Source organism: Streptosporangium sp. NPDC023825 (genome assembly GCF_040639575.1).
Taxonomy (GTDB): Bacteria; Actinomycetota; Actinomycetes; order Streptosporangiales; family Streptosporangiaceae; genus Streptosporangium.
Map to the genome: position 1 here is coordinate 1 of NZ_JBFAAE010000050.1, position 24,355 is coordinate 24,355.

The 24,355-nt window shown below is 71.9% G+C and carries 25 protein-coding genes; 20 read left to right on the plus strand and 5 right to left on the minus strand.

The window, feature by feature from the left end; all coding sequences use genetic code 11:
- Positions 1-91: 91 nt before the first annotated feature.
- Positions 92-1,453 carry a cation:dicarboxylase symporter family transporter gene (locus tag AB0G15_RS31825; protein ID WP_362846861.1) on the minus strand — a complete coding sequence of 454 codons (1,362 nt, stop codon included), beginning with the start codon at positions 1,451-1,453 and terminating at the stop codon, positions 92-94.
- Positions 1,454-1,539: 86 nt separating this feature from the next.
- Here AB0G15_RS31825 and AB0G15_RS31830 point away from each other — a divergent pair, with 86 nt between their 5' ends.
- The 3 genes from AB0G15_RS31830 to AB0G15_RS31840 all read left to right on the plus strand — a co-directional run bounded on the left by AB0G15_RS31830 (position 1,540) and on the right by AB0G15_RS31840 (position 4,361).
- Entirely contained in the window at positions 1,540-3,267 is a 1,728-nt protein-coding gene (locus AB0G15_RS31830) for a sensor histidine kinase (protein WP_362846863.1), read from the plus strand.
- On the plus strand, positions 3,264-3,935 hold the full coding sequence (locus tag AB0G15_RS31835; protein ID WP_362686376.1) for a response regulator: 672 nt from the start codon (positions 3,264-3,266) through the stop codon (positions 3,933-3,935). The genes AB0G15_RS31830 and AB0G15_RS31835 overlap by 4 nt, the downstream gene beginning before the upstream one ends.
- Before the next feature lie 81 nt (positions 3,936-4,016).
- The gene (locus AB0G15_RS31840) at positions 4,017-4,361 is read left to right on the plus strand and encodes an anti-sigma factor antagonist (protein ID WP_362846865.1); all 345 of its coding nucleotides are present in this window, start codon (positions 4,017-4,019) and stop codon (positions 4,359-4,361) included.
- Here AB0G15_RS31840 and AB0G15_RS31845 read toward each other — a convergent pair whose 3' ends face one another.
- Positions 4,362-4,589, minus strand: a complete 228-nt coding sequence (locus AB0G15_RS31845; protein ID WP_362686370.1) for an HGxxPAAW family protein — start codon at positions 4,587-4,589, stop codon at positions 4,362-4,364.
- A 37-nt stretch (positions 4,590-4,626) separates the two neighbouring features.
- On the minus strand, positions 4,627-5,064 hold the full coding sequence (locus AB0G15_RS31850) for a MarR family transcriptional regulator (RefSeq protein ID WP_362846965.1): 438 nt from the start codon (positions 5,062-5,064) through the stop codon (positions 4,627-4,629).
- An 88-nt stretch (positions 5,065-5,152) separates the two neighbouring features.
- Between AB0G15_RS31850 and AB0G15_RS31855 the strand changes: the two genes are divergently transcribed.
- The 17 genes from AB0G15_RS31855 (at position 5,153) to AB0G15_RS31935 (ending at position 22,035) form a co-directional block, all read left to right on the plus strand.
- On the plus strand, positions 5,153-5,335 hold the full coding sequence (locus tag AB0G15_RS31855; RefSeq protein ID WP_362846867.1) for a hypothetical protein: 183 nt from the start codon (positions 5,153-5,155) through the stop codon (positions 5,333-5,335).
- 183 nt (positions 5,336-5,518) lie between these two features.
- Positions 5,519-5,722, plus strand: a complete 204-nt coding sequence (locus tag AB0G15_RS31860; protein WP_350967627.1) for a DUF5302 domain-containing protein — start codon at positions 5,519-5,521, stop codon at positions 5,720-5,722.
- Positions 5,723-5,868: 146 nt separating this feature from the next.
- A complete protein-coding gene (locus AB0G15_RS31865) occupies positions 5,869-6,312 on the plus strand; it encodes a type II toxin-antitoxin system PemK/MazF family toxin (RefSeq protein ID WP_362846869.1) in 444 nt (147 codons plus the stop codon).
- A gap of 223 nt (positions 6,313-6,535) precedes the next feature.
- Positions 6,536-7,078, plus strand: a complete 543-nt coding sequence (locus AB0G15_RS31870; protein WP_362846871.1) for an RNA 2'-phosphotransferase — start codon at positions 6,536-6,538, stop codon at positions 7,076-7,078.
- A 481-nt stretch (positions 7,079-7,559) separates the two neighbouring features.
- A complete protein-coding gene (locus tag AB0G15_RS31875) occupies positions 7,560-8,321 on the plus strand; it encodes a DeoR/GlpR family DNA-binding transcription regulator (protein ID WP_362846873.1) in 762 nt (253 codons plus the stop codon).
- A gap of 127 nt (positions 8,322-8,448) precedes the next feature.
- Positions 8,449-9,390 carry a 1-phosphofructokinase gene (gene pfkB / locus AB0G15_RS31880; protein ID WP_362846875.1) on the plus strand — a complete coding sequence of 314 codons (942 nt, stop codon included), beginning with the start codon at positions 8,449-8,451 and terminating at the stop codon, positions 9,388-9,390.
- 61 nt (positions 9,391-9,451) lie between these two features.
- Positions 9,452-10,579: a PTS mannitol transporter subunit IICB gene (locus AB0G15_RS31885; protein WP_362846877.1), complete on the plus strand. Its 1,128-nt coding sequence runs from the start codon at positions 9,452-9,454 to the stop codon at positions 10,577-10,579.
- Positions 10,580-10,582: 3 nt separating this feature from the next.
- The gene (locus tag AB0G15_RS31890) at positions 10,583-10,891 is read left to right on the plus strand and encodes a PTS lactose transporter subunit IIB (protein ID WP_344744158.1); all 309 of its coding nucleotides are present in this window, start codon (positions 10,583-10,585) and stop codon (positions 10,889-10,891) included.
- Positions 10,884-11,339: a PTS sugar transporter subunit IIA gene (locus tag AB0G15_RS31895; protein WP_362846879.1), complete on the plus strand. Its 456-nt coding sequence runs from the start codon at positions 10,884-10,886 to the stop codon at positions 11,337-11,339. The genes AB0G15_RS31890 and AB0G15_RS31895 overlap by 8 nt, the downstream gene beginning before the upstream one ends.
- Positions 11,339-12,370: a zinc-dependent dehydrogenase gene (locus tag AB0G15_RS31900; protein ID WP_362846881.1), complete on the plus strand. Its 1,032-nt coding sequence runs from the start codon at positions 11,339-11,341 to the stop codon at positions 12,368-12,370. Before AB0G15_RS31895 ends, AB0G15_RS31900 begins: the two co-directional genes overlap by 1 nt.
- Positions 12,371-12,517: 147 nt before the next feature.
- Positions 12,518-12,823, plus strand: a complete 306-nt coding sequence (locus tag AB0G15_RS31905) for an HPr family phosphocarrier protein (protein ID WP_362846883.1) — start codon at positions 12,518-12,520, stop codon at positions 12,821-12,823.
- Positions 12,816-14,495 (plus strand): phosphoenolpyruvate--protein phosphotransferase, encoded by a 1,680-nt coding sequence (ptsP, locus tag AB0G15_RS31910; RefSeq protein ID WP_362846885.1) that lies wholly within the window; start codon positions 12,816-12,818, stop codon positions 14,493-14,495. The genes AB0G15_RS31905 and ptsP overlap by 8 nt, the downstream gene beginning before the upstream one ends.
- 147 nt (positions 14,496-14,642) lie before the next feature.
- Positions 14,643-17,459 carry an AAA family ATPase gene (locus AB0G15_RS31915; protein ID WP_362846887.1) on the plus strand — a complete coding sequence of 939 codons (2,817 nt, stop codon included), beginning with the start codon at positions 14,643-14,645 and terminating at the stop codon, positions 17,457-17,459.
- A gap of 292 nt (positions 17,460-17,751) precedes the next feature.
- On the plus strand, positions 17,752-18,624 hold the full coding sequence (locus tag AB0G15_RS31920) for a dienelactone hydrolase family protein (protein ID WP_362846967.1): 873 nt from the start codon (positions 17,752-17,754) through the stop codon (positions 18,622-18,624).
- 275 nt (positions 18,625-18,899) lie between these two features.
- The gene (locus AB0G15_RS31925; protein ID WP_362846889.1) at positions 18,900-19,721 is read left to right on the plus strand and encodes a DUF3152 domain-containing protein; all 822 of its coding nucleotides are present in this window, start codon (positions 18,900-18,902) and stop codon (positions 19,719-19,721) included.
- 190 nt (positions 19,722-19,911) lie between these two features.
- Positions 19,912-20,970, plus strand: coding sequence for an NAD-dependent epimerase/dehydratase family protein (locus AB0G15_RS31930; RefSeq protein WP_362846891.1), 1,059 nt, complete (start codon positions 19,912-19,914; stop codon positions 20,968-20,970).
- 30 nt (positions 20,971-21,000) lie between these two features.
- Positions 21,001-22,035 (plus strand): DUF72 domain-containing protein, encoded by a 1,035-nt coding sequence (locus AB0G15_RS31935; RefSeq protein ID WP_362846893.1) that lies wholly within the window; start codon positions 21,001-21,003, stop codon positions 22,033-22,035.
- Between the two features lie 108 nt (positions 22,036-22,143).
- On the opposite strand, the gene AB0G15_RS31940 is transcribed toward AB0G15_RS31935, so the two are convergent.
- Complete coding sequence (locus AB0G15_RS31940; protein ID WP_362686321.1) at positions 22,144-22,416, minus strand: WhiB family transcriptional regulator; 273 nt, start codon at positions 22,414-22,416, stop codon at positions 22,144-22,146.
- 209 nt (positions 22,417-22,625) lie between these two features.
- Positions 22,626-24,284, minus strand: a complete 1,659-nt coding sequence (locus tag AB0G15_RS31945) for a catalase (RefSeq protein ID WP_362846895.1) — start codon at positions 24,282-24,284, stop codon at positions 22,626-22,628.
- Positions 24,285-24,355: the final 71 nt, after the last annotated feature.

Genomic DNA, 24,355 nt, shown 5'->3' on the forward strand with positions numbered 1-24,355 from the left:
GGGAGTGTCCGCCACCGGCCCGTACGCCCGCCGGAGGGCCGCCGTCGCCACGCCGGCCCCGGTCGACGCCGGTCGACGCCGGCTGTACCGGCTACACCGGTGACAGGGCCGGGTCGTCCGACCGCGAGGCGGGCGGCGGGGGCGGCGGGGTGTCGTCGCCGTGCTCGTCGTCGAGGAGGGTCGTCTCGTCGAACGGCGCCTTGCCCGCCAGCACCTCGGTCGCGCGCTCCCGGTCGAACTCGCCCGTCCAGGTGCCGATCAGGACGGTGGCGACCGCGTTGCCGGCGAAGTTGGTCAGCGCCCGCGCCTCGGACATGAAGCGGTCGATGCCGACGATGAGGCCGACGCCGTCGACCAGGTCGGGGCGGTGGGACTGCAGGCCGCCCGCGAGGGTGGCCAGGCCCGCGCCGGTGACCCCGGCGGCGCCCTTCGACGCGATCATCATGAACACCAGCAGGGAGACCTGCTCGCCGAAGGCGAGCGGGGCGCCGGTGGCGCTCGCGACGAACAGCGTGGCCATGGTGAGGTAGATGGCCGTGCCGTCCAGGTTGAAGGAGTACCCGGTCGGCACGGTGATGCCGACGACGGGCTTGCTCACGCCGAGGTGCTCCATCTTGGCGATCAGGCGGGGCAGGGCCGACTCCGACGACGAGGTCGACAGGATCAGCAGGAACTCCCTGCCCAGGTAGCGCAGCAGCGAGAACAGGCCGATCCGCGCCACCAGCCAGAGCATCGGGCCGAGGACGACGAACACGAAGAGCACGCAGGTCAGGTAGAAGGCGAGCATGATGACGCCGAGGCTCCTGAGCGCGTCCAGGCCGGTGGCTCCGACGACCGCGGCTATCGCGCCGAAGGCGCCGACCGGGGCGGCCCACATGATCATGGCGAGGATCCGGAAGACGAGCCGCTGGATGTGCGTGATGCCGTTCAGGATGGGCTTGGCGCGCTCGCCCATCGCCTGCAGGGCGAAGCCGGTGAGCAACGCGACCAGGAGGGTCTGCAGCACCTGGCCCTCGGTGAACGCCGACACCAGCGTGGTCGGGATGATCCCGAGCAGGAACGACACCGTGTCGGTCTCGCCGCCCTTGGCCGCCTCGGCCTCGGCGGCCTTGCGGAGCTCGTCGGTGAGCTGCAGGCCCTGCCCGGGGTCGACCAGGTTGCCCACGAGCAGGCCGATGCCCAGCGCGACGGTCGACATGGCGATGAAGTAGCCGAGCGCGAGGCCGCCGACCCGGCCGACCTTGGCGGCCTTGGTGACCGATCCGACACCGAGCACGATGGTGCAGAAGATGATGGGGCTGATCATCATCTTGATCAGGGCGACGAAGGCGGTGCCGAGCGGCTTCAGGGCCAGGCCGACATCGGGGGCCGCGAACCCGATCGCGATACCCGCGACCACGGCGACGATGACGGCGATGTACAGGTAATGTGTTTTGTCTCGGGCCGCGCTCATGCGTGCTCCACGCGCTAGAGGAAAAATCCGGTCGAGCGACTATCTCCGGCCCTGTGATCCAAGTCACCATTGCGTCCATTTTGTTCGTGAACTTGCGGAAGCTTCCCAGACGCGTACGCGACTGGAGCCTGGCCAGGCAGATGCTGGCCCTCCAGATCGTCGTCGTAGGCGTCACCGTGACCGGTGGCGCCCTGCTGGCGTTCCTGCAGATGCGCGACCTGCTCGTCGAGGAGGCCACCGGCACCGCAAGGGCGGTGACCGTCAGCGTGGCCGACTCCCCCTCCGTCCTCGCCTCCCTGGGCGACCCCGCCGCCCTGCAGCCGTACGCGGAACGGGTGCGGCGGGAGACCGGGGTCGACTTCATCACGATCATGAGCCTCGACGGCGTGCGCTACACGCATCCCAACCCCGCCGAGATCGGCCGCCGCTTCCTCGGCAACACCGCGCCCGCCCTGGCGGGGCGGGTCTTCACCGAGACCTACACCGGCACGCTCGGTCCCTCGGTCCGCGCCGTCGCCCCGGTCCGCGACGCCCGCGGCGAGGTACGGGCCCTGGTCAGCGGGGGCATCACCATCAGCAAGATCAGCGTCAGGCTCCGCGGGCAGATCACCGGCGCCGTGCTGATCGGCCTGCTCGGCCTGTCCGTCGGCGGGGCGGGCACCTACCTGGTCGGGGCCCGGCTGCGCCGCCAGACCCACGGGATGGGCCCCGCCGAGCTGAGCCGGATGTACGAGTACCACGACGCGATCCTGCACGCCGTACGGGAAGGACTGCTGCTCGTCGACGACGCGGGCACGGTGACGCTCTGCAACGACGGCGCCAGGGAGCTTCTGGGCCTGGCGGGCGAGGTGAACGGCAGGCACGTCACCCGGCTGGGCCTTCCCCCCTCGCTGGGCGAGCGGCTGGCGGTGACCGAGAACCGTACCGACGAGATCCACATGACCGGGGAGCGGACGCTGGTGGTGAACGCGGCGGTGGTCCGCTCCGGCAACCGCTCGCTCGGCACCGTGGTCACCCTTCGCGACCACACGGAGCTGCAGTCCCTGACCGGGCAGCTCAACGCCGAGCGCGGCTTCGCCGACTCCCTGCGGGCCGCCGCGCACGAGTCGGCCAACCGGCTGCACACGGTCATCACCCTCGTCGAGCTGGGCCGCGCCGAGCAGGCGGTGGCGTTCGCGACCGAGGAGATCAAGGCCGCGCAGCAGCTCACCGACCGGGTGGTGGGCGCCGTGCGCGAGCCCGTGCTCGCCGCGCTGCTGCTGGGCAAGAGCGCCGAGGCCGGGGAGCGGGGGGTGGAGCTGTCGATCACCCCGGACAGCGAGCTCGACGACCTCGGCCTGGACACCCGCGACCTGGTGACGATCGTCGGCAACCTGATGGACAACGCGGCGGACGCGGCCATGGCGGGCACCCGGCCCGCGCGGGTGGAGGTGCGGCTGCGCGCCGACGAGACGACCTTCGTGATCAGCGTGGCGGACAGCGGCCAGGGCCTCGACCCTGCGACGGCGGGCGAGGCCTTCCGGCGGGGATGGACCACCAAGGGCGACGGCCGCGGCCTCGGCCTGGCCATGGTGGGCCAGGCGGTCCGCCGCATGGGCGGGACGATCGAGGTCGGCGGGACGGGCGAGCCGGGCCGGGCGGCGGGGACGGGACCGGCCGAGGCGGGGCGGGCGCTCGAGCCGGGCCCGGCCGTACCGGGCACGGCCGCGGAGACCGCCCGCGCGGGCGAGGCGGGTGCCGGGCGACCGGCGGAGAACGGGACGGGCGCGGTGTTCACCGTACGGCTGCCGCTGCGGGGGAAGGGCACCTCATGATCTCGGTACTGGTCGTCGAGGACGAGGAGATCACCGCCGAGGCGAACCGGGTCTTCGTGGAGCGGGTGCCCGGCTTCCGGGTGGCGGGAGTGGTCAGGTCCGGCGGCGACGCGCTGCGCTTCCTGCGGCGCCACCCCGTCGACCTGATCCTGCTCGACCTCTACCTGCCGGACATGCACGGGCTGGAGGTGTGCCGGGCACTGCGGGCGGCGGGCGTGATGTCGGACGTCATCGCCGTCACCTCGGCGCGGGACCTGTCGGTGGTCAGGTCGGCCGTCTCCGTCGGCGTGGCCCAGTACCTGCTCAAACCGTTCACCTTCGCCTCGCTGAACGAGAAGCTCACCCGCTACGCCGAGTTCCGGTCGTCGGTGGAGGGCGTGGGAGAGGCGAGCGGTCAGGGCGAGGTGGACCGCGCGCTGGCGGCGCTGCGGGGCCCGGCGCAGAACCTTCTGCCGAAGGGGATGACGCAGGCCACCCTCGACGCCGTGCTGGCGGAGCTGCGCAAGTCCCCCGGCGGCCTGTCGGCCCAGACCGCCGGGGCGGCGATCGGCGTCTCCCGGGTGACCGCCCGCCGTTATCTGGAGCATTTGACGGAGAGCGGGATCACACACCGGGTGCCCCAGTACGGTGGCCTCGGACGGCCTGAGCTGCTCTACCGGATCATTTGAGGCCCCGCCGGGGCACGGTGACCCCGGAACTGGTAGGAAAAAGGCAGCCCGCCCTGCCACCCGCGGGCAAAGGAGCGCAGCATGGCCTTTTTCACTGTCTCATCAAGCCTGCTCGGGACGGCGTTCGTCGTCCGGGCACTCGGAGAACTCGACTACCACCACTCCCCCGCCCTGCGGGCGGAGATGGACAAGGCATGGGCCGCCGAGCCGCCCTCCCTGGTCGTGGCCGACGTCGCGGGTCTCACCTTCTGTGACTCCACCGGGGTCGCCGAGCTGATCCTGGCGCTCCGGCAGAGCCGCACCCTGGGCATCCGGCTCGCCCTCGTCGGCGTGCACGGCACCCTGGAGCGGATCCTCACCATCACCGGCCTGCGCTCCTCCTTCGAGGTCTTCGCCTCCGTCGAGGAGGCGCTGCAGAAGGCCTGATCAGCTGTTGCCCTGGTCCATCGGCACGCGGGGCGCGTCGATGATGACGTCCGAGAAGATGTCGACCACCAGGGCGATCACGCCGCCGATCGCGATGATCCCGGCCCCGACCCAGAAGAACGTCCAGTTGGGGCCGAGGCACAGGGCGACACCCCCCACGGTGAACCCCAGCAGGATGACGATCACCGCGAGCCAGGACTTGGGGCTTCCCCCGTGACTTCCAGCCATGAGTCTTTCCTCTTTCTGTTCTCTGATTCTCCGCGAATCAGTGATGCGCGCCGTCCGCCGCGGCGATCACCTGTGTCAGTGACCGGTGGAGCTCCTGGAGCTCCTCCAGGTTCATACCCAGACGCTCGACGATCGCCGGCGGAACCTTCTCCGCCTCGCCCCGCAGCCTGTGGCCCTCCGGTGTGAGCGAGACGGCCAGGACACGCTGGTCCTGGCTGTCACGCCGCCTCCGGATGTAGCCGACGGCCTCGAGACGCTTCAGCAGCGGGGACAGCGTACCGGGGTCGAGTCTCAGTAGCTTGCTCAGCTCCTTGACCGACAGCGGTGCCCGCTCCCAGAGGGCGAGCATGACCAGATACTGGGGGTGGGTGAGCCCCATCGGTTCCAGCAGGGGCCGGTAGAGCCCGATGACGTTGCGCGAGGCGATCGCCAGGGCGAAGCACACCTGGCGGTCCAGCTTCAGAAGATCGACCATCTCACTCACGCATGCCTCCAACCGACATAGTACGATAATTAGTGTACAAACCATTATCGCCCCAATCGTCGGCGAGTAAAGGATTCCCATGTTTCACAGCAAGCCGATCGAGGAACGGATCGCCAAGCGCCAGGCCGAGCGCTCCACCCTCAAGGAGGGCCGGCACTTCGAGCACGGCCCGGCGAAGTTCGTCTTCATCTTCGTGATCGTCTTCGTGGTCGTCGGCCACCTGGCCGGCCTGCTGCTGATGATGGCCCTGGGCATGCACTGACGTGGCCGGACGGCGCGCCGGCGAACCTCGCGGCACGCGGCCTTCCCGCACCGCTCCTCCCCCTTCCCTCAGGGCTTCCTCTCAGAGCCGAAGCGGGGGGCCTGCACGCCGGAAGGCTCCGGATGAGAGGATGATGATCCTGTTGGTCGGGGTTGGACCGCCCGATAGATCAGGAGGTCTGTAATGTCTGACGTCACGCCGGAACCCGAAGGTTCCGAAAGTTCCGACGACGAGCTGAAGCGCAAGTTCCGCGAGGCACTGGAGCGCAAGAAGCTCGCCCAGGCGGACGCGGGCTCCGGGGGCAAGGGGAAGAACTCCTCGAAGATCCACGGTGCTCACGGCCCGGCGGCGGCCAAGCGCTCCTTCCGCCGCAAGAGCGGCGGCTGAGCCGTCCTTCGAACCAGGTCCGGACCAGGGCACCCGCCCACCCGGATCTCGGCCGCCCTGCTGGCCCCCGGCCAGCGGGCGGTGCGCTCCCTCCGCAGCCGCCCGTACCCCTTGGAAGCGTCCGGAGTCTGCAATAGGCTGTGCACGTGCGTGATCTTGGTGAGGACCCCCGGCCGGCTCGAGGCGCGGTCAGCGAGGTCCGCCGCGTCGACCGGACCGCGACCCTGCACTACTCCCCCGATCTCGACGGGCTCGCCGACCCCGGCGAGATCGTCTGGGCCTGGGTCCCCTACGAGGAGGATCCGGACCGGGGCAAGGACAGGCCGCTGCTGGTCGTCGGCCGCCACGGGCGCAAGCTGCTGGCGCTGATGCTGTCCAGCCGGGCCGGCGGCGGCGACCCGGGTGACTGGCTGGAGATCGGCCCCGGCCAGTGGGACCGGGAGAACCGGGTCTCGTACCTGCGCCTGGACCGGGTCTTCACCCTCGCCGAGGGCGACATCCGCCGCGAGGGCTCCGTCCTCGACGGCGCGCGCTTCGCCCGCGTGGCCGCCGTCCTCAAGCGCACCCACGGCTGGGCCGCCGACGGCTGAGCCCGCTTCGCACCGGCCCCGGGCGGCCACCCGGCGCAAGGCACGGACACGCGAAAGCGTCCGGACACGCGAAGCACGGATACGCGAAGACGTCCGGACACGCGAAGGCACGGACACACGAAGACGTCCGGACACGCGAAGGCGTCCTATATGCACTCAGGCCGGGAAGCGCCGGGACGAATCCGGTGGAAAACGGCGGTGTGAGCCAGCATCCTGGTGTCCCATGGACGACAGACGGCTCGTTCGAGTCTCCAAATATCTCTCCAAGCACCTCAGGCACCAGCCCGAACGCATCGGGCTGGTCCTCGACCCGCAGGGTTGGGCAGACGTGGACGCCCTGCTGGCCGCCGCCGCGCGGCACGGCTTCGCGATCACCCGCGACGAGCTCGGGCAGGTGGTCGCGGGCAACGACAAGCGGCGCTTCACCGTCGAGGGCGACCGGATCCGCGCCAACCAGGGCCACTCGATAGGCGTCGACCTGGGCCTTCCCCCGGCCGAGCCACCCGAGGTCCTGTTCCACGGGACGGTGAGCGCGTACGTGGGCGCCATCCGGGAGGAGGGCCTGCGGCCGATGAACCGGCACGCCGTGCACCTGTCCCCCGACCGGGAGACCGCGACCCGGGTGGGCGCGCGGCGGGGCAGACCTGTCGTGCTGGTCGTCCGCTCGGGGGAGATGCACCGGGCGGGTCATGAGTTCCGGATCAGCGCCAACGGCGTATGGCTGGCCGCCCACGTGCCGCCCGCCCACATCTCGTTCCCCGGCTGAGGGTCTCGGCGGAACGGACTCACGGGACGGACAACGACTTCACGGAACGGCCTCACAGGACGGACCACGACTTCACGGGACGTCCCCGCCCCCCTTGGACCCCGGACCCCGGAATCTTGGGACTCCACACCCCCGGAATCCGCGCCTCCGCGGGGTCTCCGGCCCTGCGACTCCCGTCTCCGGGAGAACCCGGGTTGCCGCCGACCCCCACCGGGAATCTCCGGCCCGCCATCCGGACCGAGCATCCGGACCGGGAGAACCCCGGCCCCTGTCACCCCGCGCCGGAGCCGGAGGATTTCCAACGCATTCCAAAATCTGGGCCAACCGAAGGTCACTCCCACCCCGCACCACACCCCCGGGCAAACACCTGGGGTTTTTTCATGTTCATGCTGGTTTGGAGGGAAGTCAACCCATTGACGTTCCAACACATACGGGTGTAAATAAAGCTGAAACAACACTGAAACGGTGGTGAATCAACAGCATGTACGCCGAGGAGCGGCAACAGGAGATCCTGCGCCGGGCGCGGACCGTCGGCCGGGTGGACGTGGTGACGCTGGCGGAGGAGTTCGCCGTCACCACGGAGACCATCCGCCGCGATCTGACCGCGCTGGAGCGCTCCGGGATGCTGCGGCGCGTGCACGGCGGTGCGATCCCGGTCGAGCGGCTGGGGTTCGAACCCGAGCTGGCCGCCCGCGACGAGGTGATGATCGGAGAGAAGGAGCGCATCGCCAAGGCGGCGCTCGCCGAGCTCCCCGAGGACGGCGCGATCATCATCGACGCCGGGTCGACGACCGGCAGGCTGGTGCAGGCGCTGCCGGTCGACCGGGAGCTGACCGTGATCGTGAACTCCCCGCCGCTGGCGACGGCGATGGCCACCCGCCCCAACCTGACAGTGATCATGCTGGGCGGGCGGGTGCGCGGCCGGACCCTGGCCACCGTCGACGACTGGGCGCTGCGCCCCCTCGCCGACCTGCACGTGGACGTGGCGTTCATGGCGGCCAACGGGTGCTCGGTGGCCAAGGGGCTGACGACGCCCGACCCGGCCGAGGCCGCCATCAAGCGGGCGATGATCGGCGCGGCGCAGCGGTGCGTGCTGCTCGCCGACCACACCAAGTTCGCCAACACCTACCTGGCGCGCTTCGCCTCGATCCAGGAGATCGACGTGGTGATCAGTGACACGGGGCTCGACACCGGGGTCGCGGCCGAGCTGGCCGCCGCCGGGCCGGAGGTGGTCCGGGCGTGACCGTCCCCCTGCCCCCCGGCCTCGGTCCCGGTCCCGGCTTCGGTCCCGGTCCCGGCTTCGGTCCCGGTCCCGGCTTCGGCCCCGGTCGCGGCCTCTGCCCCGGCCGGACGATCGAGATGGTCCCGGCATGATCGTCACTCTGACCCTCAACCCCAGCCTGGACCGGACGATCGAGGTGGCGTCGCTGACCCGCGGGGCCGTCATCCGCGCCGCCGCCGCCCACCTCGACCCCGGCGGAAAGGGTGTCAACGTCTCCCGGGCGCTGCTGGCCAACCGGGTCCGCTCGTGCGCGGTCGTCCCCTTCGGCGGCGACGAGGGACGGCAGCTGGTAAGCCTGCTCGCGGCCGAGGGCATCGAGATGATCACCGTCCCGGTCGCCGGGACCACCCGGTCCAACGTCGCCCTGGCCGAGCCCGACGGCACGGTCACCAAGATCAACGAGCCGGGGACGGCCCTGTCGCCGGCCGAGCTCGACACCATCGCCGAGGCCGTGCTCGGCGCGGCCAGCTCCGCGGACTGGGTGGTCGCCTCGGGCAGCCTCCCGCCAGAAGTGCCCGCCGACGTCTACGCCCGCCTGTGCGAGCGGTTCGGCGCGGCGGGCATCAACGTCGCGGTCGACACCAGCGGCCCCGCCCTCGTCTCGGCGCTCGCCGAGGCCCCCGCCCTGGTCAAGCCCAACCGGGAGGAGCTGGGCGAGGCCACCGGGATCGCCATCTCGACCCTGGGCGACGCCATCAAGGCCGCGGAGAGCCTGCGGGTCCGAGGCGCGGGCGCCGTCCTGGCCAGCCTGGGCGCCGACGGCGCGATCCTCCTGCAGGACGACCGGATCTGGCACGGCCAGTGCCCGGTGGCCGAGCCGCGCAGCACCGTCGGCGCCGGTGACGCCATGCTCGCCGGGTTCCTCGCCGGCGGGGCGCGCGGCGAGAGCGCGCTGGTCGAGGCGCTGGCCTGGGCGACCGCCGCGGTCGGGCTGCCGGGAAGCCGGATGCCCTCCCCGCACCACATCCGGCGTGACGACGTCCGCGTCACCGGAGCCGATCCTGCCCTGCCGCTGCGGTCCGGGGGCTGACAGCGGCGCGGATCCACCCCCCTGGCCGGCCCGGCCGGCCGCCCCGGAAGGAGCAGCACACATGAGCGAGTACACCCCAACTGTCACAGGAACCGGGGCGAGAGCGAACATCCAGCGTTTCGGCGGGTATCTCGCCGGGATGATCATGCCGAACATCGGCGCGTTCATCGCCTGGGGCCTGATCACCGCCCTGTTCATCCCCACCGGCTGGCTGCCCAACGAGAAGTTCGCCGTCCTGGTCGATCCGATCGTGAAGGTGCTGCTGCCGATCCTGATCGGTTACACCGGCGGGCGGATGGTCCACGGCCAGCGCGGCGCCGTGGTCGGCGCCGTGGCCACCATGGGCGTCGTCGCCGGCGCCGAGAGCCCGATGTTCCTCGGCGCGATGATCATAGGACCGCTGACCGCGTACATCCTGAAGCTGTTCGACGGGCTCGTCGCCGACCGGGTCAAGGCCGGCTTCGAGATGCTGGTGGACAACTTCAGCGCCGGCATCGTCGGCGGTGCCATGGCCCTGGTGGGGGTCCTGGCCATCAGCCCCGTCGTCACCAATGTCACCCGTGTCGCGAGCGACGCGGTCGCCTGGCTGATCGGCAACAACCTGCTGCCGCTGGCCTCGGTCGTGATCGAACCCGCCAAGGTGCTCTTCCTCAACAACGCCATCAACCACGGCGTGATGGGCCCGCTGGGCGTGGCACAGGCGGCCGAGACGGGCAAGTCGATCCTGTTCATGCTGGAGTCGAACCCCGGCCCCGGACTCGGCCTGCTCCTGGCCTTCATGTTCTTCGGTCCCCGCGCGCTGCGCCCCAGCACCCCCGCCGCGATCATCATCCAGTTCTTCGGCGGCATCCACGAGATCTACTTCCCGTACGTGCTCATGAAGCCCCGGCTGATCCTCGCGGTCATCGCCGGTGGCGCCACGGGCGTCCTGGTCTTCATCATGACCGGGGCCGGCCTGGTGGCCACGCCGTCGCCCGGCAGCATCTTCGCCTTCCTCGCGGTGACTCCCAGGGGCGGGTGGTTCGGCACCATCGCCGGCGTCCTCGCCGCGACCCTCGTCTCCTTCGCCGTCGCCTCGGCGCTCCTCGGCTTCGGCAGGGGCAAGGACGAGACGGAGGAGAACCCCGGGGAACCCCCGGCCCAGACCGAGACCGAGACCGAGACCGCACCCGTCGCCAAGGAGGCCTGACCGATGGCCAGCATCGAGAGCAAGGACATCCACAAGATCGTCGTGGCCTGCGACGCGGGCATGGGCAGCAGCGTCATGCTCGCCACCCAGCTCCGCAAGCAGCTGAAGGACCAGAACGTCCAGGTGGAGCACACCCCGGTCAACTCGATCCCCGCCGACGCCGACGTGGTGGTCTGCCACGCCGGCCTGGCGAACCGGGCCAGGGCCGGGGCCCCGGACAAGGTGCTGATCCCGTTCCAGGTCTTCATCGGGGACCCGGCGGTGACCAGGCTGGTCAGCACGATCAAGAGTGGCGGCACCGTCAATGCCTGAGACGGCGCCGCTGCCGCTGGACCCGCGCGCCATCCGGCTGGCGGCCTCGGCCGCCGACCGCGACGACGCGATCCGGCAGTGCGGGGAGGCCCTGCTCGCCGTCGGCGCGGTGGAGAGCGCCTACATCGACACCATGCTCGAACGGGAGCGCTCGATCTCCACCTACGTCGGCGAGGGAGTCGCCATCCCGCACGGCACCCTGGCCGCCAAGGACGCCGTCCGGCACGACGCCATCAGCGTCGTGCGCTTTCCCGGCGGCGTCGACTGGGACGGCGACCAGGTGACGGTGTGCATCGGCATCGCCGCCAAGGGCGACGGCCACGTACGGCTGCTCGCCGAACTCGCCCAGATCCTGATGGATCCCGACCAGGCCAGGGCCCTTCGCGAGGCGACGGAGGTCGCCGAGGTGGTCCGGCTGCTGCAACCGAACGAAGAGGACGAAGCATAGTGAAGGTCGCCCGTTTCTACGCCCCTGGCGACATCCGCGTCGAGGAGGCGCCGGAACCCGTCACCGGACCAGGCGAGATCAAGATACGCGTGCGCAACTGCTCGACCTGCGGCACCGACGCGAAGATCCTCAAGCACGGTCACCACCACATCAAGCCACCGAGGGTCATGGGGCACGAGATCGCCGGTGAGGTGGTCGAGGCCGTCGACGCGGGCGAGTGGGCCCCGGGTGACCGGGTGCAGGTGATCGCCGCGATCCCCTGCGGGAAGTGCGCGGAGTGCCGCCGGGGCCGGATGACCGTCTGCCCGAACCAGGAGTCGATGGGCTACCACTACGACGGCGGGTTCGCCGAGTACATGATCATCCCGGCGAAGGTCCTCGCGGTCGACGGCGTCAACCGCGTCCCGGACGGGGTCGGTTTCGCCGAGGCGTCGGTGGCAGAGCCGCTGGCCTGCGTGCTCAACGGCCAGGAGCTGGCCCGCGTGGGCGAGGGCGACGATGTGGTGATCATGGGCTCCGGCCCGATCGGCTGCCTGCACGTGCGGTTGGCGCGGGCGCGGGGCGCGGCGCGGGTCTTCCTCGTCGACATCAACGCCGGGCGGCTGGAGATGGCCGCGGGGCTGGTCCACCCGGACGCGGTCGTCCACGGCGAGGACGTCGTCGAGCAGGTGCTCAAGCTGACCGACGGCAGGGGGGCCGACGTCGTCATCACCGCCGCCGCCTCCGGCGCCGCCCAGGAGCAGGCACTGCGGATGGCGGCCCGCCAGGGACGGATCAGCTTCTTCGGCGGCCTGCCCAAGGACAACCCGATCATCCAGTGCGACTCCAACCTGGTCCACTACCGGGAGCTGACCATCGTCGGCGCCAACGGGTCCAGCCCGGCGCACAACGCCCGGGCCCTGCGGCTGATCGCCGACGGCTCGGTGCCGGTCGCCGACCTCATCACGCACCGGCTGCCGCTCGCGGAGGTCCTGGAGGGGATCGACATCGTCAGCAGGGGCGAGGCCATCAAGGTGACCATCGAACCCTGACCGGCTCCGGTCTCCCACGCCCCTTCCGCCGGGCCCGGCGGAAGGGGCCGCCCCCAAAAACCCGGACGGGCCCGCCGAACGCGCGCAGGCCCCGCCGAGCCCGCACCACTCGAACCACTCGCAGAACGCGCAGAAGGAGAACCGGAGATGCCGGAGAGGACAGTGGTCGTCGCCTCACGCACGGGCCTTCACGCCCGGCCCGCGAAGATCTTCGTGCAGGCCGCGGCCAGGCAGGGGATGCCCGTCCGCATCCGCGTCGGGGACGGCAAGCCCGTACCGGCCAACAGCATGCTCGCCGTGCTGGCGCTGGGCGCCACGCACGGCACGGAGGTCACGATCGAGGCGGAGGGACCGGGCGCCGACGAGGCGCTCGACTCCCTCGCCGAGCTGCTCGCCCGCGACCTCGACGCCGAAGAGGCCCCCCGTGGCGCCGGAGAGACCTCCCGTGGCTGAGACGCTCAGTGGCCTGGGCGTGAGCCCGGGCCGGGCCGCCGGACGGGTCTGCCGGATGGCGGGCCCGCCGGAGCTGCCCGCCCCCTCCCCCGTCACCGACGCCGTCGCCGAGCTCGACCGGGCGATGAACGCGCTGCGGGCCACGGTCTCCGAGCTGGCGGCCCGGGCGGAGAAGGCGCCCGACCCCGACGCGAAGGCGATCCTGGAGGCGCAGTCCTTCATCGCCGACGACCCCGGCCTGCACGAGTCCGTGGAGGCGAACGTCAGGTCGGGCAAGGACGCGGCGCACGCCATCGACGAGGCCTGCGCCCACCACCGGCGCGCGCTGCTGGCGGCGGGCGGTTACATCGCCGAACGCGCCGCGGACCTCGACGACATCCGCAACCGGGCCGTGGCGGCCGTGCTGGGCCTGCCCGTCCCCGGCGTGCCCGACCCGGGTCACCCGTTCGTCCTGGTCGCCGCGGACCTGTCCCCCGCCGACACGGTGAACCTGGATCCCGGGTCCGTCCTCGCCCTCGTCACCGAGAAGGGCGGCCCGACCAGCCACACCGCCATCCTGGCCCGCGCCCGCGGCCTGCCCGCCGTGGTCGCCTGCCGGGGGGCGGGCGACATCGGCGAGGGGACGTGGGTGTCGGTCGACGGCCTGCGGGGCGAGGTGGAGGTCGGTATCGGCGAGGGGGCCGCCGCCGGGATCCAGCGCCGGGCCGAGGCCGACCGCCGCCGGACGGGCACCGTCCGGGGCCCCGGCAGGACCTCCGACGGCCACCCGGTCAAGCTGCTGCTCAACATCGGTTCGGCGGCCGACCTCGCACCGCCGGACCGGGCTCCCCGGGCGGAGGGGGCAGAGGGCGTGGACGCCGAGGGGGTGGGGCTGTTCCGCACCGAGTTCCTCTTCCTGGACCGGCGCGAGGAGCCGGGCTACGAGGAGCAGGTGGCCGCCTACGCCGCGGTCCTGCGCGCCGCCCCCGGCGGGCACGTCGTGGTCCGCACCCTCGACGCGGGCACGGACAAGCCGCTGCCGTTCCTCGGGCTGGCCGAGGAGACCAACCCGGCGCTGGGCGTACGGGGACTGCGGGTCTCCCGGGTCAGGCCCGAGGTGCTCGACACCCAGCTCGGCGCCATCGCCGAGGCGGCCCGCGCGACCGGGACCGAGCCGTGGGTGATGGCGCCCATGGTGACGACGGTGGCCGAGGCCGCCGACTTCGCCGGGCGGGCCCGTGCCCGGGGGATCGCGCGCGTCGGGGCGATGGTGGAGGTCCCCGCCGCCGCGCTGCGTGCCGGGCGCCTGCTGGAGGAGCTCGACTTCCTGAGTATCGGCACCAACGACCTGAGCCAGTACACCTTCGCCTCCGACCGGCAGCACGGGGAACTCGCCGACCTGCTCGACCCGTGGCAGGCCGCGCTGCTCCAGCTGATCGCCGGCTGCGCGGAGGCCGGGCGGGCGGCGGGCAAGCCCGTCGGCGTGTGCGGCGAGGCGGCGGCCGACCCGCTGCTGGCGACCGTCCTGGTCGGGCTGGGCGTCAGCAGCCTGTCGATGTCCGCGCCCGGGATCTCCACGGTACGGGAGACTCTCGCCGCCCACTCCCTGGAGCGGTGCCGTGACAACGCGCGGATCGCCCTGGACGCCGACGACCCCGGACAGGCCAGGAAGGCGATCGCCCTGAACCGGTGAACACCCCGGCCCCGTCCCTCGGCGCGCATCGGTGAAATCACCGGTCTTTCCTGGGCCGGCGGTACACCGGTGCAGGCCAGCGGAGGCCGGTGGGGAACCCCGCCACCCGCTCTTTCCAGGCGCGACACACGCGCGTAACACTGAGGGATGCCCTCCCCCTCCGCCGCCACCCGGTCACCGGCGCTGCACGGCCGTGACACGGAGCAGGACGCGCTGCTGCGATTACTCGACGCCGCCCGGGGCGGTTCCGGGGGCGCGGTGATCCTGCGAGGGGCGCGGGGTACGGGAAAGACCGCGCTGCTCGACCTCGCGGCGGCCCACGCGGGCGGCACGGGTGGCACCGGCGGCACAGGTGGCACGGGCGGTTTCGTCGTGCTCAGGGTGCGCGGCACCGAGGCGGAGTCCCACCTGCCGTACGCCGGGCTGCACGGCCTGCTCAGACCGTTCGCCGGCCGGCTCCCCGCGCTCCCCCCGGCGCAGGCGCAGGCGCTGACCCGGGCGCTGGAGCTGGGTGCGGCGGACGGCGGGCTGACACTTCCCGCGGCGGTTCTCAACCTCCTGGCGGCCGCCGGCGGCCCGGTACTGGCCTGCGTCGACGACGTTCACCACCTCGACGCGCCCAGCCGCGAGGCGCTCTTCTTCGCGGCCAGACGGCTGGCGGGGGAACCGATCGTGCTGCTGTTCGGGACCGACGACGGCGGCGACGGCGACGGCGACGGCGCAGCCGCCCCCGACGACATACCGGCGTTCGAGCTGGGCGCCCTGGACGAGGAGGCGGCCAGGCGGCTCGCCGACGACCTGGTGCCGGGGCTGGCCGACGACGTACGGGCGTCGCTGCTGGAGATCGCCTGCGGCAACCCGCTGGCGCTCGGAGAGCTCGCCGGATCGCTGAGCCCGGAGCAGATCTCCGGCGCCGCCGCCCCGCCCGGAACCCTGCCGAGGGGCGGGCGGCTCTGGCGCGCGTACACCGGACGGCTCGCGCGGCTGCCCGCCGAGACCGCGGACATGCTCCTGCTGCTCGCGGCGGATCCCGACCTGGAGACGGTCACCCTGGTCGGCGCCTCGGAGCCGGAGCGCGCGCCGGCCGCGCTGGAGCCGGCGGAGCGGGCGGGGGTGATCGTCCATGTCGCCGGTGCCGGCGACGGTGCCGGTGACCGCTACGACTTCCGCGAGCCGGCGATGCGGACGGTCGTCTACGCCGGCGCCTCTCTCGCCCGCCGCCGCGCCGCGCACCGCCTGCTCGCGGGCATGCTGCGTCACGACCATCAGCGGCTGCGGCGGGCCTGGCACCGGGCCGCCGCGATGGACGGCCCGGCCGAGTCGCTCGCCGACGAGCTGGCGGCGGCCGCGGCCGCGGTGACCTCCCCCGGCGGCCACCCGCCGGCCTTCCTCGCCTTCGAGCGGGCGGCCGAGCTGACCGAGCACGGCGACGTCAAGGCCGCGCGGCTGGCCGCGGCCGCCAACCGCGCCTGGCACGCGGGCCTGCCCCGTCGCGCCCGGTCGTTGCTCACCCGCCTGCAGTCGCTGACGATCTCCGAGGAGGTGCGCAGCCAGGCCGAACTGATCCGCGGCAGCCTGGAGATGCGCAGCGGGAAGACCGGCAGCGCCGGGGAGGACCTGCTGGCGGCGGCCGAGTCGCTGCTGGACAGGGACCGGGGGCAGGCCGTGCGGGTGCTCATCCGCGCGGGCGAGGCGAGCTATCTGGCCGGCGACAACCTTCGCTACCTGGACATGGCGCGGTGGGCCGCCACGCTGCGCCGCCCGGACGACCCGGCGGCCACCCAGCTGATGTTCGAGTATCTGGCCGGTACGGCGGCGACGTTCGACGGCCGTCACCGGGAGGCGGCCGATCCGCTCCGCCGGGTGCTGGAGCTCGCACCCTCGGTGCGTACCCCCTCGGTGCTGGTGTGGGCGGGCGTGGCCAGCCTGCTGCTCGGCGACGACGCGCAGGCGGTGCGGCTGTGCGGCCGGGCGGTGGAGACGGCGCGCGCCCGCGGGGCGGTCTCCACCGTGCCGCAGGTCCTGGAGTTCATGATCAATGCCGAGCTCTGGATGGGCCGCTACGCCTCCATCACCGCCAGCGCCGTCGAGGGGCTCCGGCTGGCCCAGGAGCGCGGGCGGCCCAACAGCGCGGGCCAGCACCTGGGGTGGCTGGCCCTCACCGCGGCCGTCGAGGGGGACGAGGAGACGTGCGCGATCAGGGCAGCGAGCGCCATCGAGCTGGCGGGCGCCCACGGCGTGTGCGTGGCGGGAGCGCTCGGCACCTGGGCACTGGCCCACCTCGACCTCGCGGCGGGCCGGCACGCCGACGCCGCCAAGCGGCTGCGGGCCACGACCAGGGCGGACGGGGCCAGCGGCCACCTCGTCGTGCGGGTCATGTCGACCCCCCTGTTCGTCGAGGCCGCCGCGCGCACGGGCGACCGGGAGCGGGCCGGGGAGGCGCTGCGGGTGCTCGACCGCTGGGTGGGCAGCACCCGAAGTCCCGACCGGCGCGCGCTGGCCACGCGCTGCCACGCGCTCCTGGCCGCCCCCGGCGACGCCGAGGAGTACTTCAGGGCCGCGCTCGACCTGCACCACCAGGGGTTCTCCGAGTTCGAGACGGCCCGCACCCAGCTGCTCTTCGGCAGCGCGCTGCGCAGGAACCGGCGTCCGGGCGCGGCCAGGGAGCACCTGCACAGCGCGCTGGAGACGTTCGAGCGCTCCGGCGCGCGGCTGTGGGCCGAGCAGGCCCGCGCCGAGCTGCGCGGCGCGGGAGAGGCCGTCCGGTCTCACCGCCCGAAGGCCACCGAGAAGCTCACCGCGCAGCAGTACCAGATCGCGCGCATCGTGGCGGACGGCGCCACCAACCGGGAGGTGGCGGCCCGGCTCTTCCTGAGCCCGAGGACCGTCGAGCACCACCTCAGGAACATCTTCGCCAAGCTCGACATCCGCTCCCGGGTGGAACTGGTGCGGTTGATGTCGTGATTCACCGGTGTTGACCAGTGCGATGGAGTACGGGTGATTTCACCGATGCACTCCGGGACTGACAGGGAGAAAGTGGCGTCTGTCAGAAACCCGAGGGGTCACCCCGGTGCGCTGACCGTACCGCCGCCGTTCCCGGTGGCGGTACGACGCGCGACGAACGGCCGTCAGCCTCGACCGCCGTATCGCCGTGGTTCCCCCCACAGGAACGGAGTACAGCAACGTGCAGCCGTACGGCACCACCCCCCAGGCCCCCGCGCCCAGGCGTTCCCGCCGGGCGACGACGGTCGCCACGCTGACCCTCGCACTCGCTCTGCTCGGCACCGGCGGGACCCTCGCGCCCGCCGCGCAGGCCGTCGCGGCCCCCGCCGCGCAGGCCGCCTCCGCCGGTCCCTACGACCGCGGCCCCGACCCGACCAACTCCAGCATCGAGGCGGTCAGAGGACCGTTCTCGATCTCGGAGACCACCGTCTCCTCGCTGCGGGTGAGCGGCTTCGGCGGAGGCACGATCTACTATCCGACGTCCACCGCCGAGGGGACGTTCGGCGGGATCGCCATCGCCCCCGGCTACACCGCGAGCAGGTCCACCATGGCCTGGCTCGCCTCGCGGCTGGCCTCCCACGGCTTCGTCGTCTTCAACATCGACACCATCACCCGCTCCGACCAGCCCGCCAGCCGGGGACGGCAGCTGCTGGCCGCGCTCGACTACCTCACGCGGGAGAGCTCGGTCGCGAACCGGGTCGACGCGAGCAGGCTCGGCGTCGCCGGGCACTCGATGGGCGGCGGCGGCACGCTGGCGGCCGCCGACAGCCGGCCGCAGCTGCAGGCGGCCATCCCGCTGACCCCGTGGCACACGACCAAGAGCTGGTCGGACGTGCGCGTCCCGACAATGATCATCGGCGCGGAGAACGACTCGGTCGCCTCGGTGACCCTGCACTCCAAGCCGTTCTACAACAGCATCCCCGCCTCCTCGGAGAAGGCCTACCTGGAGCTCGACGGCGCCAGCCACTTCGCGCCCAACTCCTCCAACACGACGATCGCCAAGTACAGCGTCTCGTGGATGAAGCGCTTCATCGACGACGACACCCGCTACGAGCAGTTCCTGTGCCCCGCGCCCAGCAGCGACAGGAACATCTCCGAGTACCGGGACACCTGCCCGCACTCGTAGGACCGCGGGACCGCCGCCGGGCCACCATACCGGCCGCGGTCCCCGCCGGCGGCCGGTGCTCCCCGGCCACAGCCGGTGACGCTCGACGGCACAGCTCGGCAAACCATCCGTCAAGCCCGCGAAACCCCTGATTCGACGGCGGCCGCAGCATGCGGCCGCCGTCGGCGTACCTCCCCGAAGTTCCCCGGCACCGCCCTCATATGATGGATTTTCTCCTGGTTTGATCAGTTACCGCCGAGGGGCAATAAGGTTTACGGTCTATGTCCAGGAACGCAATGAGACGTGACCCTAAGACCGTTCTGTGGCTTCTCGCGCTGAGCATCGTGGTCACCTTCACGGCCGGTGGGGCCACGGTGCTGAGCGGTCACCTCGAGCCCGTTCCCGACAGGCCCGCGACTCCTGACGCCGCCCCGCCCGGGATACCGGCGGTGCCCGTGACGCCGACCCCGCCGCCGCAACCCCAGGACCTTCGAGACACGGCCGCGCCCGCGAACTCCGCCGGTCCCACGCCCCCCTCCCCGGCCAAGGAGCCGCTGCTGCTCGCCAACGGCCGGCAGCAGCCGCTGAAGGTGAAGGTCCCCCGGTCGGCCAAGGGCCGCTACGCCGTCGCCCCCGGCGAGGCCCGGCCTCCCCGGGGGAAAGGCAAGGTGATCCGGTACGCGGTGGAGGTCGAGCGGGGCCTGCCGTTCGAGGTGGAGGAGTTCGCCGCCGAGGTGCACCGGATCCTCAACGACCCGCGCGGCTGGGGGTACCGGTTCAAGCGGGTGGCCCGCGGCCCGGTGAGGATCAGGGTCTCGCTGTCCAGCCCCGAGACGGCCGACAGGCGGTGCCTGCCGATGCGCACCAACGGCATCCTCTCCTGCTGGAACGGCGGGCGCGCGGTCATCAACGCGGTCCGCTGGAACAGCGGGGCGACCGGCTACGGCCGCGACGTGGCCTCCTACCGCGAGTACGTCATCAGCCACGAGGTCGGCCACGGACTCGGCCACGGCCACGTGTCCTGCCCGGGGCGCGGCCGGCGGGCACCGGTGATGCTCCAGCAGACCAAGTCCCTGTACGGCTGCCGCCCCAACCCCTGGCCGTCCCCCCGGCGCTGAGTTCCCGCCGTCTCCCGGCCGCCTTTCGCGGGCGGCGGCCGGCGGACCCGGCCCCCGCGTCCGGCCGGGCCGGCGGGCGACGCCCCCGGACGGCCGGACACGGCGATCGCGTGTCGCCGGATCGTCTCCTCGTACGGCAAAGCAGTCGTGAGGATGGATTCACCGGGCCCTCCCGGGGCACGCGGTAGGCATGCGAGTAGTAGTCGTCGGCGCGACGGGAAACGTGGGCACGAGCGTGGTGTCCGCCCTCGCGGCCGATCAGGATGTCACATCCGTCGTGGGCCTGGCCCGCAGGCAGCCGGACTGGTCTCCGCCCAAGACCACCTGGCGGACCGTCGACGTCGCCGGCGGCGACCTGGCGCCGCACCTGGAGGGAGCCGACGCGGTCGTCCACCTGGCGTGGCTGTTCCAGCCCACCCGTGCCCCGGTGACGACCTGGCGGAACAACGTCCTGGGCAGCATCAGGGTCTTCGAGGCCGCCGCGCGGGCGGGTGTCTCCGCCCTCGTGCACGCCTCCTCGGTGGGCGCCTACTCCTCGGCCCCCAAGGACCGGGCCGTCACCGAGGAGTGGCCGACCCACGGCTGGCCCGGTGCCGCCTACGGCCGGGAGAAGGCCTATGTGGAGCGGGTGCTCGACCTGTTCGAGCGTGACCACCCGGGTATCAGGGTCGTGCGGTTGCGGCCGGGCTTCATCTTCAAGCGGGAGGCGGCGGTCGGGCAGCGGCGCCTGTTCGGCGGGCCGTTCGTGCCGCAGCGGCTGGTACGGCCGAGCCTGATCCCGTTCGTGCCCGACACCCCCGGGCTCCGCTTCCAGACGGTCCACACCGACGACGTCGGCGAGGCCTACCGGCTGGCGGTCACCCGGCCGGTGTCGGGCGCCTTCAACATCGCCGCCGACCCGGTGATCGAGCCCTCGGTGCTGGCCGAACTGCTCGGTGCCCGGCTGGTTCCCGTCTCGGGCTGGGCGCTCAGGAGCACCGTCGCCGCGGCCTGGCACATGAGGCTGATCCCCGCCTCGCCCGGCCTGGTCGACCTGGTGCTCAGAATGCCGATCATGGACATCGGCCGCGCCCGCGCCGAGCTGGGCTGGCAGCCGCGCCACACGGCGGTGGAGGCGATGAAAGAGCTGTTCGAGGGGTTGCGGGGCGCCGAGGGCGCCGAGGGCATGGACACCCCGCCGCTGTCACCGAGCACCGGAGGGCCCGCGCGCCTGGGCGAGCTGGCCGGCGGCGTCGGCGGAAGGCCTTAGCGACCCGGCGGCGTGAGGGAGGACGCGGGTATGGGCAGGATCCTCGTGGGCACGGCCTCGTGGACGCACCGGTCGCTGCTGGAGTCGGGCTGGTATCCCGCCGATGCCTCCACCCCGGCGAAACGCCTGGCCCACTACGCGACGAGGTTCCCGATCGCCGAGGTGGACGCCACCTACTACCACCCGCCGTCACAGAGCACCGTGGAGGCGTGGCGTGACCGTACGCCCGCGGACTTCACCTTCGACGTCAAGGCGTTCTCCCTGTTGACCGGGCATCCCACCCGGCCCGCCTCCCTCTACAAGGACCTGCGGGAGGACCTCGGCGCGCCCCCGCAGCGCAACCTCTATCCGAAGGACGTGCCGCAGGAGATCCTCGACGAGGTCTGGCGGCGGTTCCTCGGCGCGCTGGAACCGCTGCACGAGGCGGGCAAGCTGGGGGCGGTGCTCTTCCAGTTCCCGCCGTGGTTCCCGATCGGGGAGGGCAACAGGCGCTACATCCTGGAGTGCGCCCGGCGCTGCGCGCCGACGCGCGTCAGCGTCGAGTTCCGCAACCACACCTGGATGGACGAGGAGAACCGCGAGGACACCCTCGCCTTCCTCGCCGGGCACGATCTCGCGTACGTGGGGGTCGACATGCCCCAGGGGCACACCTCGTCGATCCCGCCGATCCTGGCCGCGACCTCCGACCTCGCCGTGCTGCGGCTGCACGGGCACTCCGACAAGTGGACCAGCAAGAACGTCGACGAGCGCTTCGCGTACATGTACTCGGAGGCGGAGCTCGAGCGGTGGGCGGCCAGGGTCCTGGAACTCGCGGCGGGGGCCGAGGTGACCCATGTGCTCTTCAACAACTGCTGCGCGGACAACTCCCAGCGCAACGCCGCCCGGTTCCGCGCTCTCGTCGGGGAGACCGGGGAGACCGGGGAGACCGGTGAGCGCGGTGGAACCGATGAGCCGGGCGGGCAGCTCACCCTGGACCACCTGCCGGTCGGGCAGCTCGCCCTGGACCACGTGCCGGGCGGGCAGGGCGAAGCGGGCCGGCCCCGGAAGGGCCGGATGGCCGGCTGACGGCCGACGCGGAAAAGGACCGGGACACGGGACACGGGAAAGCCGGGGAAGGGGCCGGGACACGGGACCCGGAAAGGGGGCGGGACGGCCCGTCGCCGCGGAAAGCCGCTATCTGACCCTGCGCCTCTCCCCGGTCATGGCGGCCCTGCGCTCCTCCGGGGTGGTGCCTCCCCAGACGCCGTACATCTGCTGGGTGTTCAACGCGTACTCCAGGCAGCGCCCGCGCACCGGGCACCGGCGGCACACCGCCCTGGCGCGCTCGTACTGCTCACGGCCCGGCCCCTCGTAGGACACGGGGAAGAAAAGCTCGGGGTCCTCGCTGAGGCAGGACGAGCGGCGGGACCAGTGGATGATCGGAATGACGTTGCTCTTAACAGGCATGGCGATCCAATTGGGAGTAGGAAAGGCTCAGGTGTCGGCGGCTCAGGTTGAGGATCGCGTGCCCGCTGTAATGGCATTCATACCTTTTAAGCGGAAAAATCGGGCGACCTTGACCGAGGATTTCGTGCTGTCCCGACGCCGTCACCTCCGTTCACGGCTCCCCTCCGCGCCGGGCCGGCGCGCGGTCCGCTCCGGCCCGGCGACGGGTCCTACAACTGCGCCCGCGTCCTCTCGTCGGGCACGCAGTGGGTCATCTTCAGGCCGGTCACGTCGCGCGGCCCGTTCTTGCCGAGCCTGGACATCCGCTCGCGGTCCTCCTCGCTCAGGTCCTGACTGGCCAGCGGCTCCAGGTGGGAGACGTCGTCGGGGCCGATCCCGAGTCCCTCCCCGACCCTGAGCCCGAGGTCGTCCTCGACCATCAGGAAGTGCCAGACCATGCGCTCCTGGACCGGGCGTGAGGCCTGGGACAGCATGCCGACGAAGTTGAGCACGAGATCGTCGCGCTCCCACTCCTCCATCAGCAGGTAGCGCTGGCCCGCCTGGGTGTAGTCGTCGGTCCGCGGGATGCGCTTGCGGGTCAGCCGCCCCGAGACGACCGGGCCCTGCTCGTCGTGGGTGGGGTACTGCCCCTCCCTGAGCCCCCCGGTGATGGACGGCTCGTAGTTGACGTGCGGGTTCTCGCCCTGTCCGTCGACGTGGTAGGTCATCTGGCCGTCGCGCTGGTTGGTGCGCACCTCGGCGTTCTTGGCCTGGTTGACCGGCAGCTGCAGGTAGTTCGGGCCCACCCGGTGGCGCTGGGTGTCGCTGTAGGAGAACGTGCGGCCCGTCAGCATCTTGTCGTCGGAGAAGTCGAGACCGTCGACGAGGACACCGGTGCCGAAGGAGATCTGCTCGTTCTCGGCGAAGTTGTTGGCCACGTTGCGGTCCAGGACCATCCTGCCGACCGGCATGGCGGGGAACTCGTTCTCCGGCCACACCTTGGTGTCGTCCAGCGGGTCGAAGTCCAGCTCGGGGTGCTCGTCGTCGCTCATGATCTGCACCAGCAGCTCCCACTCGGGGAAGTCGCCGCGGTCGATCGCCTCGTGCAGGTCCTTGGTGGCGTGCCCGAGCTCCTGCCCCTGTACGGCGGCGGCGTCCTCGGCGGTCATGCTGCGCACGCCCTGCTTGGGCATCCAGTGGTACTTGACCAGATGGGTCTCCCCCTGCGCGTTCACCCACTTGTAGGTGTTGACGCCGAAGCCCTGCATGTGCCGGTAGTCGGCGGGGATGCCGCGCGGGCTGAACAGGTTGACGATCATGTGCATGCTCTCCGGCGTCTGCGACATGAAGTCGAAGATCCGGCCGGGCTCCTGCCTGAACGTCACCGGGTCCGGCTTGAGCGCGTGTATCACGTCGGGGAACTTGATGGCGTCCCTGATGAAGAAGACCGCCAGGTTGTTGCCGACGAGGTCCCAGTTGCCGTCCTCGGTGTAGAACTTCACCGCGAACCCGCGCGGGTCGCGGGCGGCCTCCGAGGAGTCCCTGCCGCCGATCACCGTGGAGAACCGTACGGCCACGTCGGTCCGTTTCCCGGCCTCCTGGAAGAGCTTCGCCCGCGTGTAGCGGCCGATCGGCTCGTCACCGAGCTTGCCGTAGGCCTCGAAGTGGCCGTAGGCGGTCACCCCCCGGGCGTGGACCACCCGCTCGGGAATGCGTTCGCGGTCGAAGTGGCTGATCTTCTCCAGGAACTGGTAGTTCTCCAGCGTGGCCGGACCCCTCGCGCCGACCGTGCGCTGGTTCTGGTTGTCGTAGACCTGGTGCCCCTGACGATTGGTCAGGACCGGACGGTCATCGCCCGGCTGGGGTCCCATGCTCGACACATCCGTCATGGCGGCGCTTCCTTCCCTCCCGCGGTCGCTTCATCGTGCCTCTGTACATATCGACACACAGCCCCCGTGTC

What these genes read in the sequence shown, in the direction of transcription:
- AB0G15_RS31825 (WP_362846861.1), bottom strand. Translation starts at nt 1,453, where the DNA reads ATGAGCGCGGCCCGAGACAAAACACATTACCTGTACATCGCCGTCATC.
- AB0G15_RS31835 (WP_362686376.1), top strand. Translation starts at nt 3,264, where the DNA reads ATGATCTCGGTACTGGTCGTCGAGGACGAGGAGATCACCGCCGAGGCG.
- AB0G15_RS31840 (WP_362846865.1), top strand. Translation starts at nt 4,017, where the DNA reads ATGGCCTTTTTCACTGTCTCATCAAGCCTGCTCGGGACGGCGTTCGTC.
- AB0G15_RS31845 (WP_362686370.1), bottom strand. Translation starts at nt 4,589, where the DNA reads ATGGCTGGAAGTCACGGGGGAAGCCCCAAGTCCTGGCTCGCGGTGATC.
- AB0G15_RS31850 (WP_362846965.1), bottom strand. Translation starts at nt 5,064, where the DNA reads ATGGTCGATCTTCTGAAGCTGGACCGCCAGGTGTGCTTCGCCCTGGCG.
- AB0G15_RS31855 (WP_362846867.1), top strand. Translation starts at nt 5,153, where the DNA reads ATGTTTCACAGCAAGCCGATCGAGGAACGGATCGCCAAGCGCCAGGCC.
- AB0G15_RS31860 (WP_350967627.1), top strand. Translation starts at nt 5,519, where the DNA reads ATGTCTGACGTCACGCCGGAACCCGAAGGTTCCGAAAGTTCCGACGAC.
- AB0G15_RS31870 (WP_362846871.1), top strand. Translation starts at nt 6,536, where the DNA reads ATGGACGACAGACGGCTCGTTCGAGTCTCCAAATATCTCTCCAAGCAC.
- AB0G15_RS31875 (WP_362846873.1), top strand. Translation starts at nt 7,560, where the DNA reads ATGTACGCCGAGGAGCGGCAACAGGAGATCCTGCGCCGGGCGCGGACC.
- pfkB (WP_362846875.1), top strand. Translation starts at nt 8,449, where the DNA reads ATGATCGTCACTCTGACCCTCAACCCCAGCCTGGACCGGACGATCGAG.
- AB0G15_RS31885 (WP_362846877.1), top strand. Translation starts at nt 9,452, where the DNA reads ATGAGCGAGTACACCCCAACTGTCACAGGAACCGGGGCGAGAGCGAAC.
- AB0G15_RS31890 (WP_344744158.1), top strand. Translation starts at nt 10,583, where the DNA reads ATGGCCAGCATCGAGAGCAAGGACATCCACAAGATCGTCGTGGCCTGC.
- AB0G15_RS31895 (WP_362846879.1), top strand. Translation starts at nt 10,884, where the DNA reads ATGCCTGAGACGGCGCCGCTGCCGCTGGACCCGCGCGCCATCCGGCTG.
- AB0G15_RS31905 (WP_362846883.1), top strand. Translation starts at nt 12,518, where the DNA reads ATGCCGGAGAGGACAGTGGTCGTCGCCTCACGCACGGGCCTTCACGCC.
- AB0G15_RS31915 (WP_362846887.1), top strand. Translation starts at nt 14,643, where the DNA reads ATGCCCTCCCCCTCCGCCGCCACCCGGTCACCGGCGCTGCACGGCCGT.
- AB0G15_RS31925 (WP_362846889.1), top strand. Translation starts at nt 18,900, where the DNA reads ATGAGACGTGACCCTAAGACCGTTCTGTGGCTTCTCGCGCTGAGCATC.
- AB0G15_RS31930 (WP_362846891.1), top strand. Translation starts at nt 19,912, where the DNA reads ATGCGAGTAGTAGTCGTCGGCGCGACGGGAAACGTGGGCACGAGCGTG.
- AB0G15_RS31935 (WP_362846893.1), top strand. Translation starts at nt 21,001, where the DNA reads ATGGGCAGGATCCTCGTGGGCACGGCCTCGTGGACGCACCGGTCGCTG.
- AB0G15_RS31940 (WP_362686321.1), bottom strand. Translation starts at nt 22,416, where the DNA reads ATGCCTGTTAAGAGCAACGTCATTCCGATCATCCACTGGTCCCGCCGC.
- AB0G15_RS31945 (WP_362846895.1), bottom strand. Translation starts at nt 24,284, where the DNA reads ATGACGGATGTGTCGAGCATGGGACCCCAGCCGGGCGATGACCGTCCG.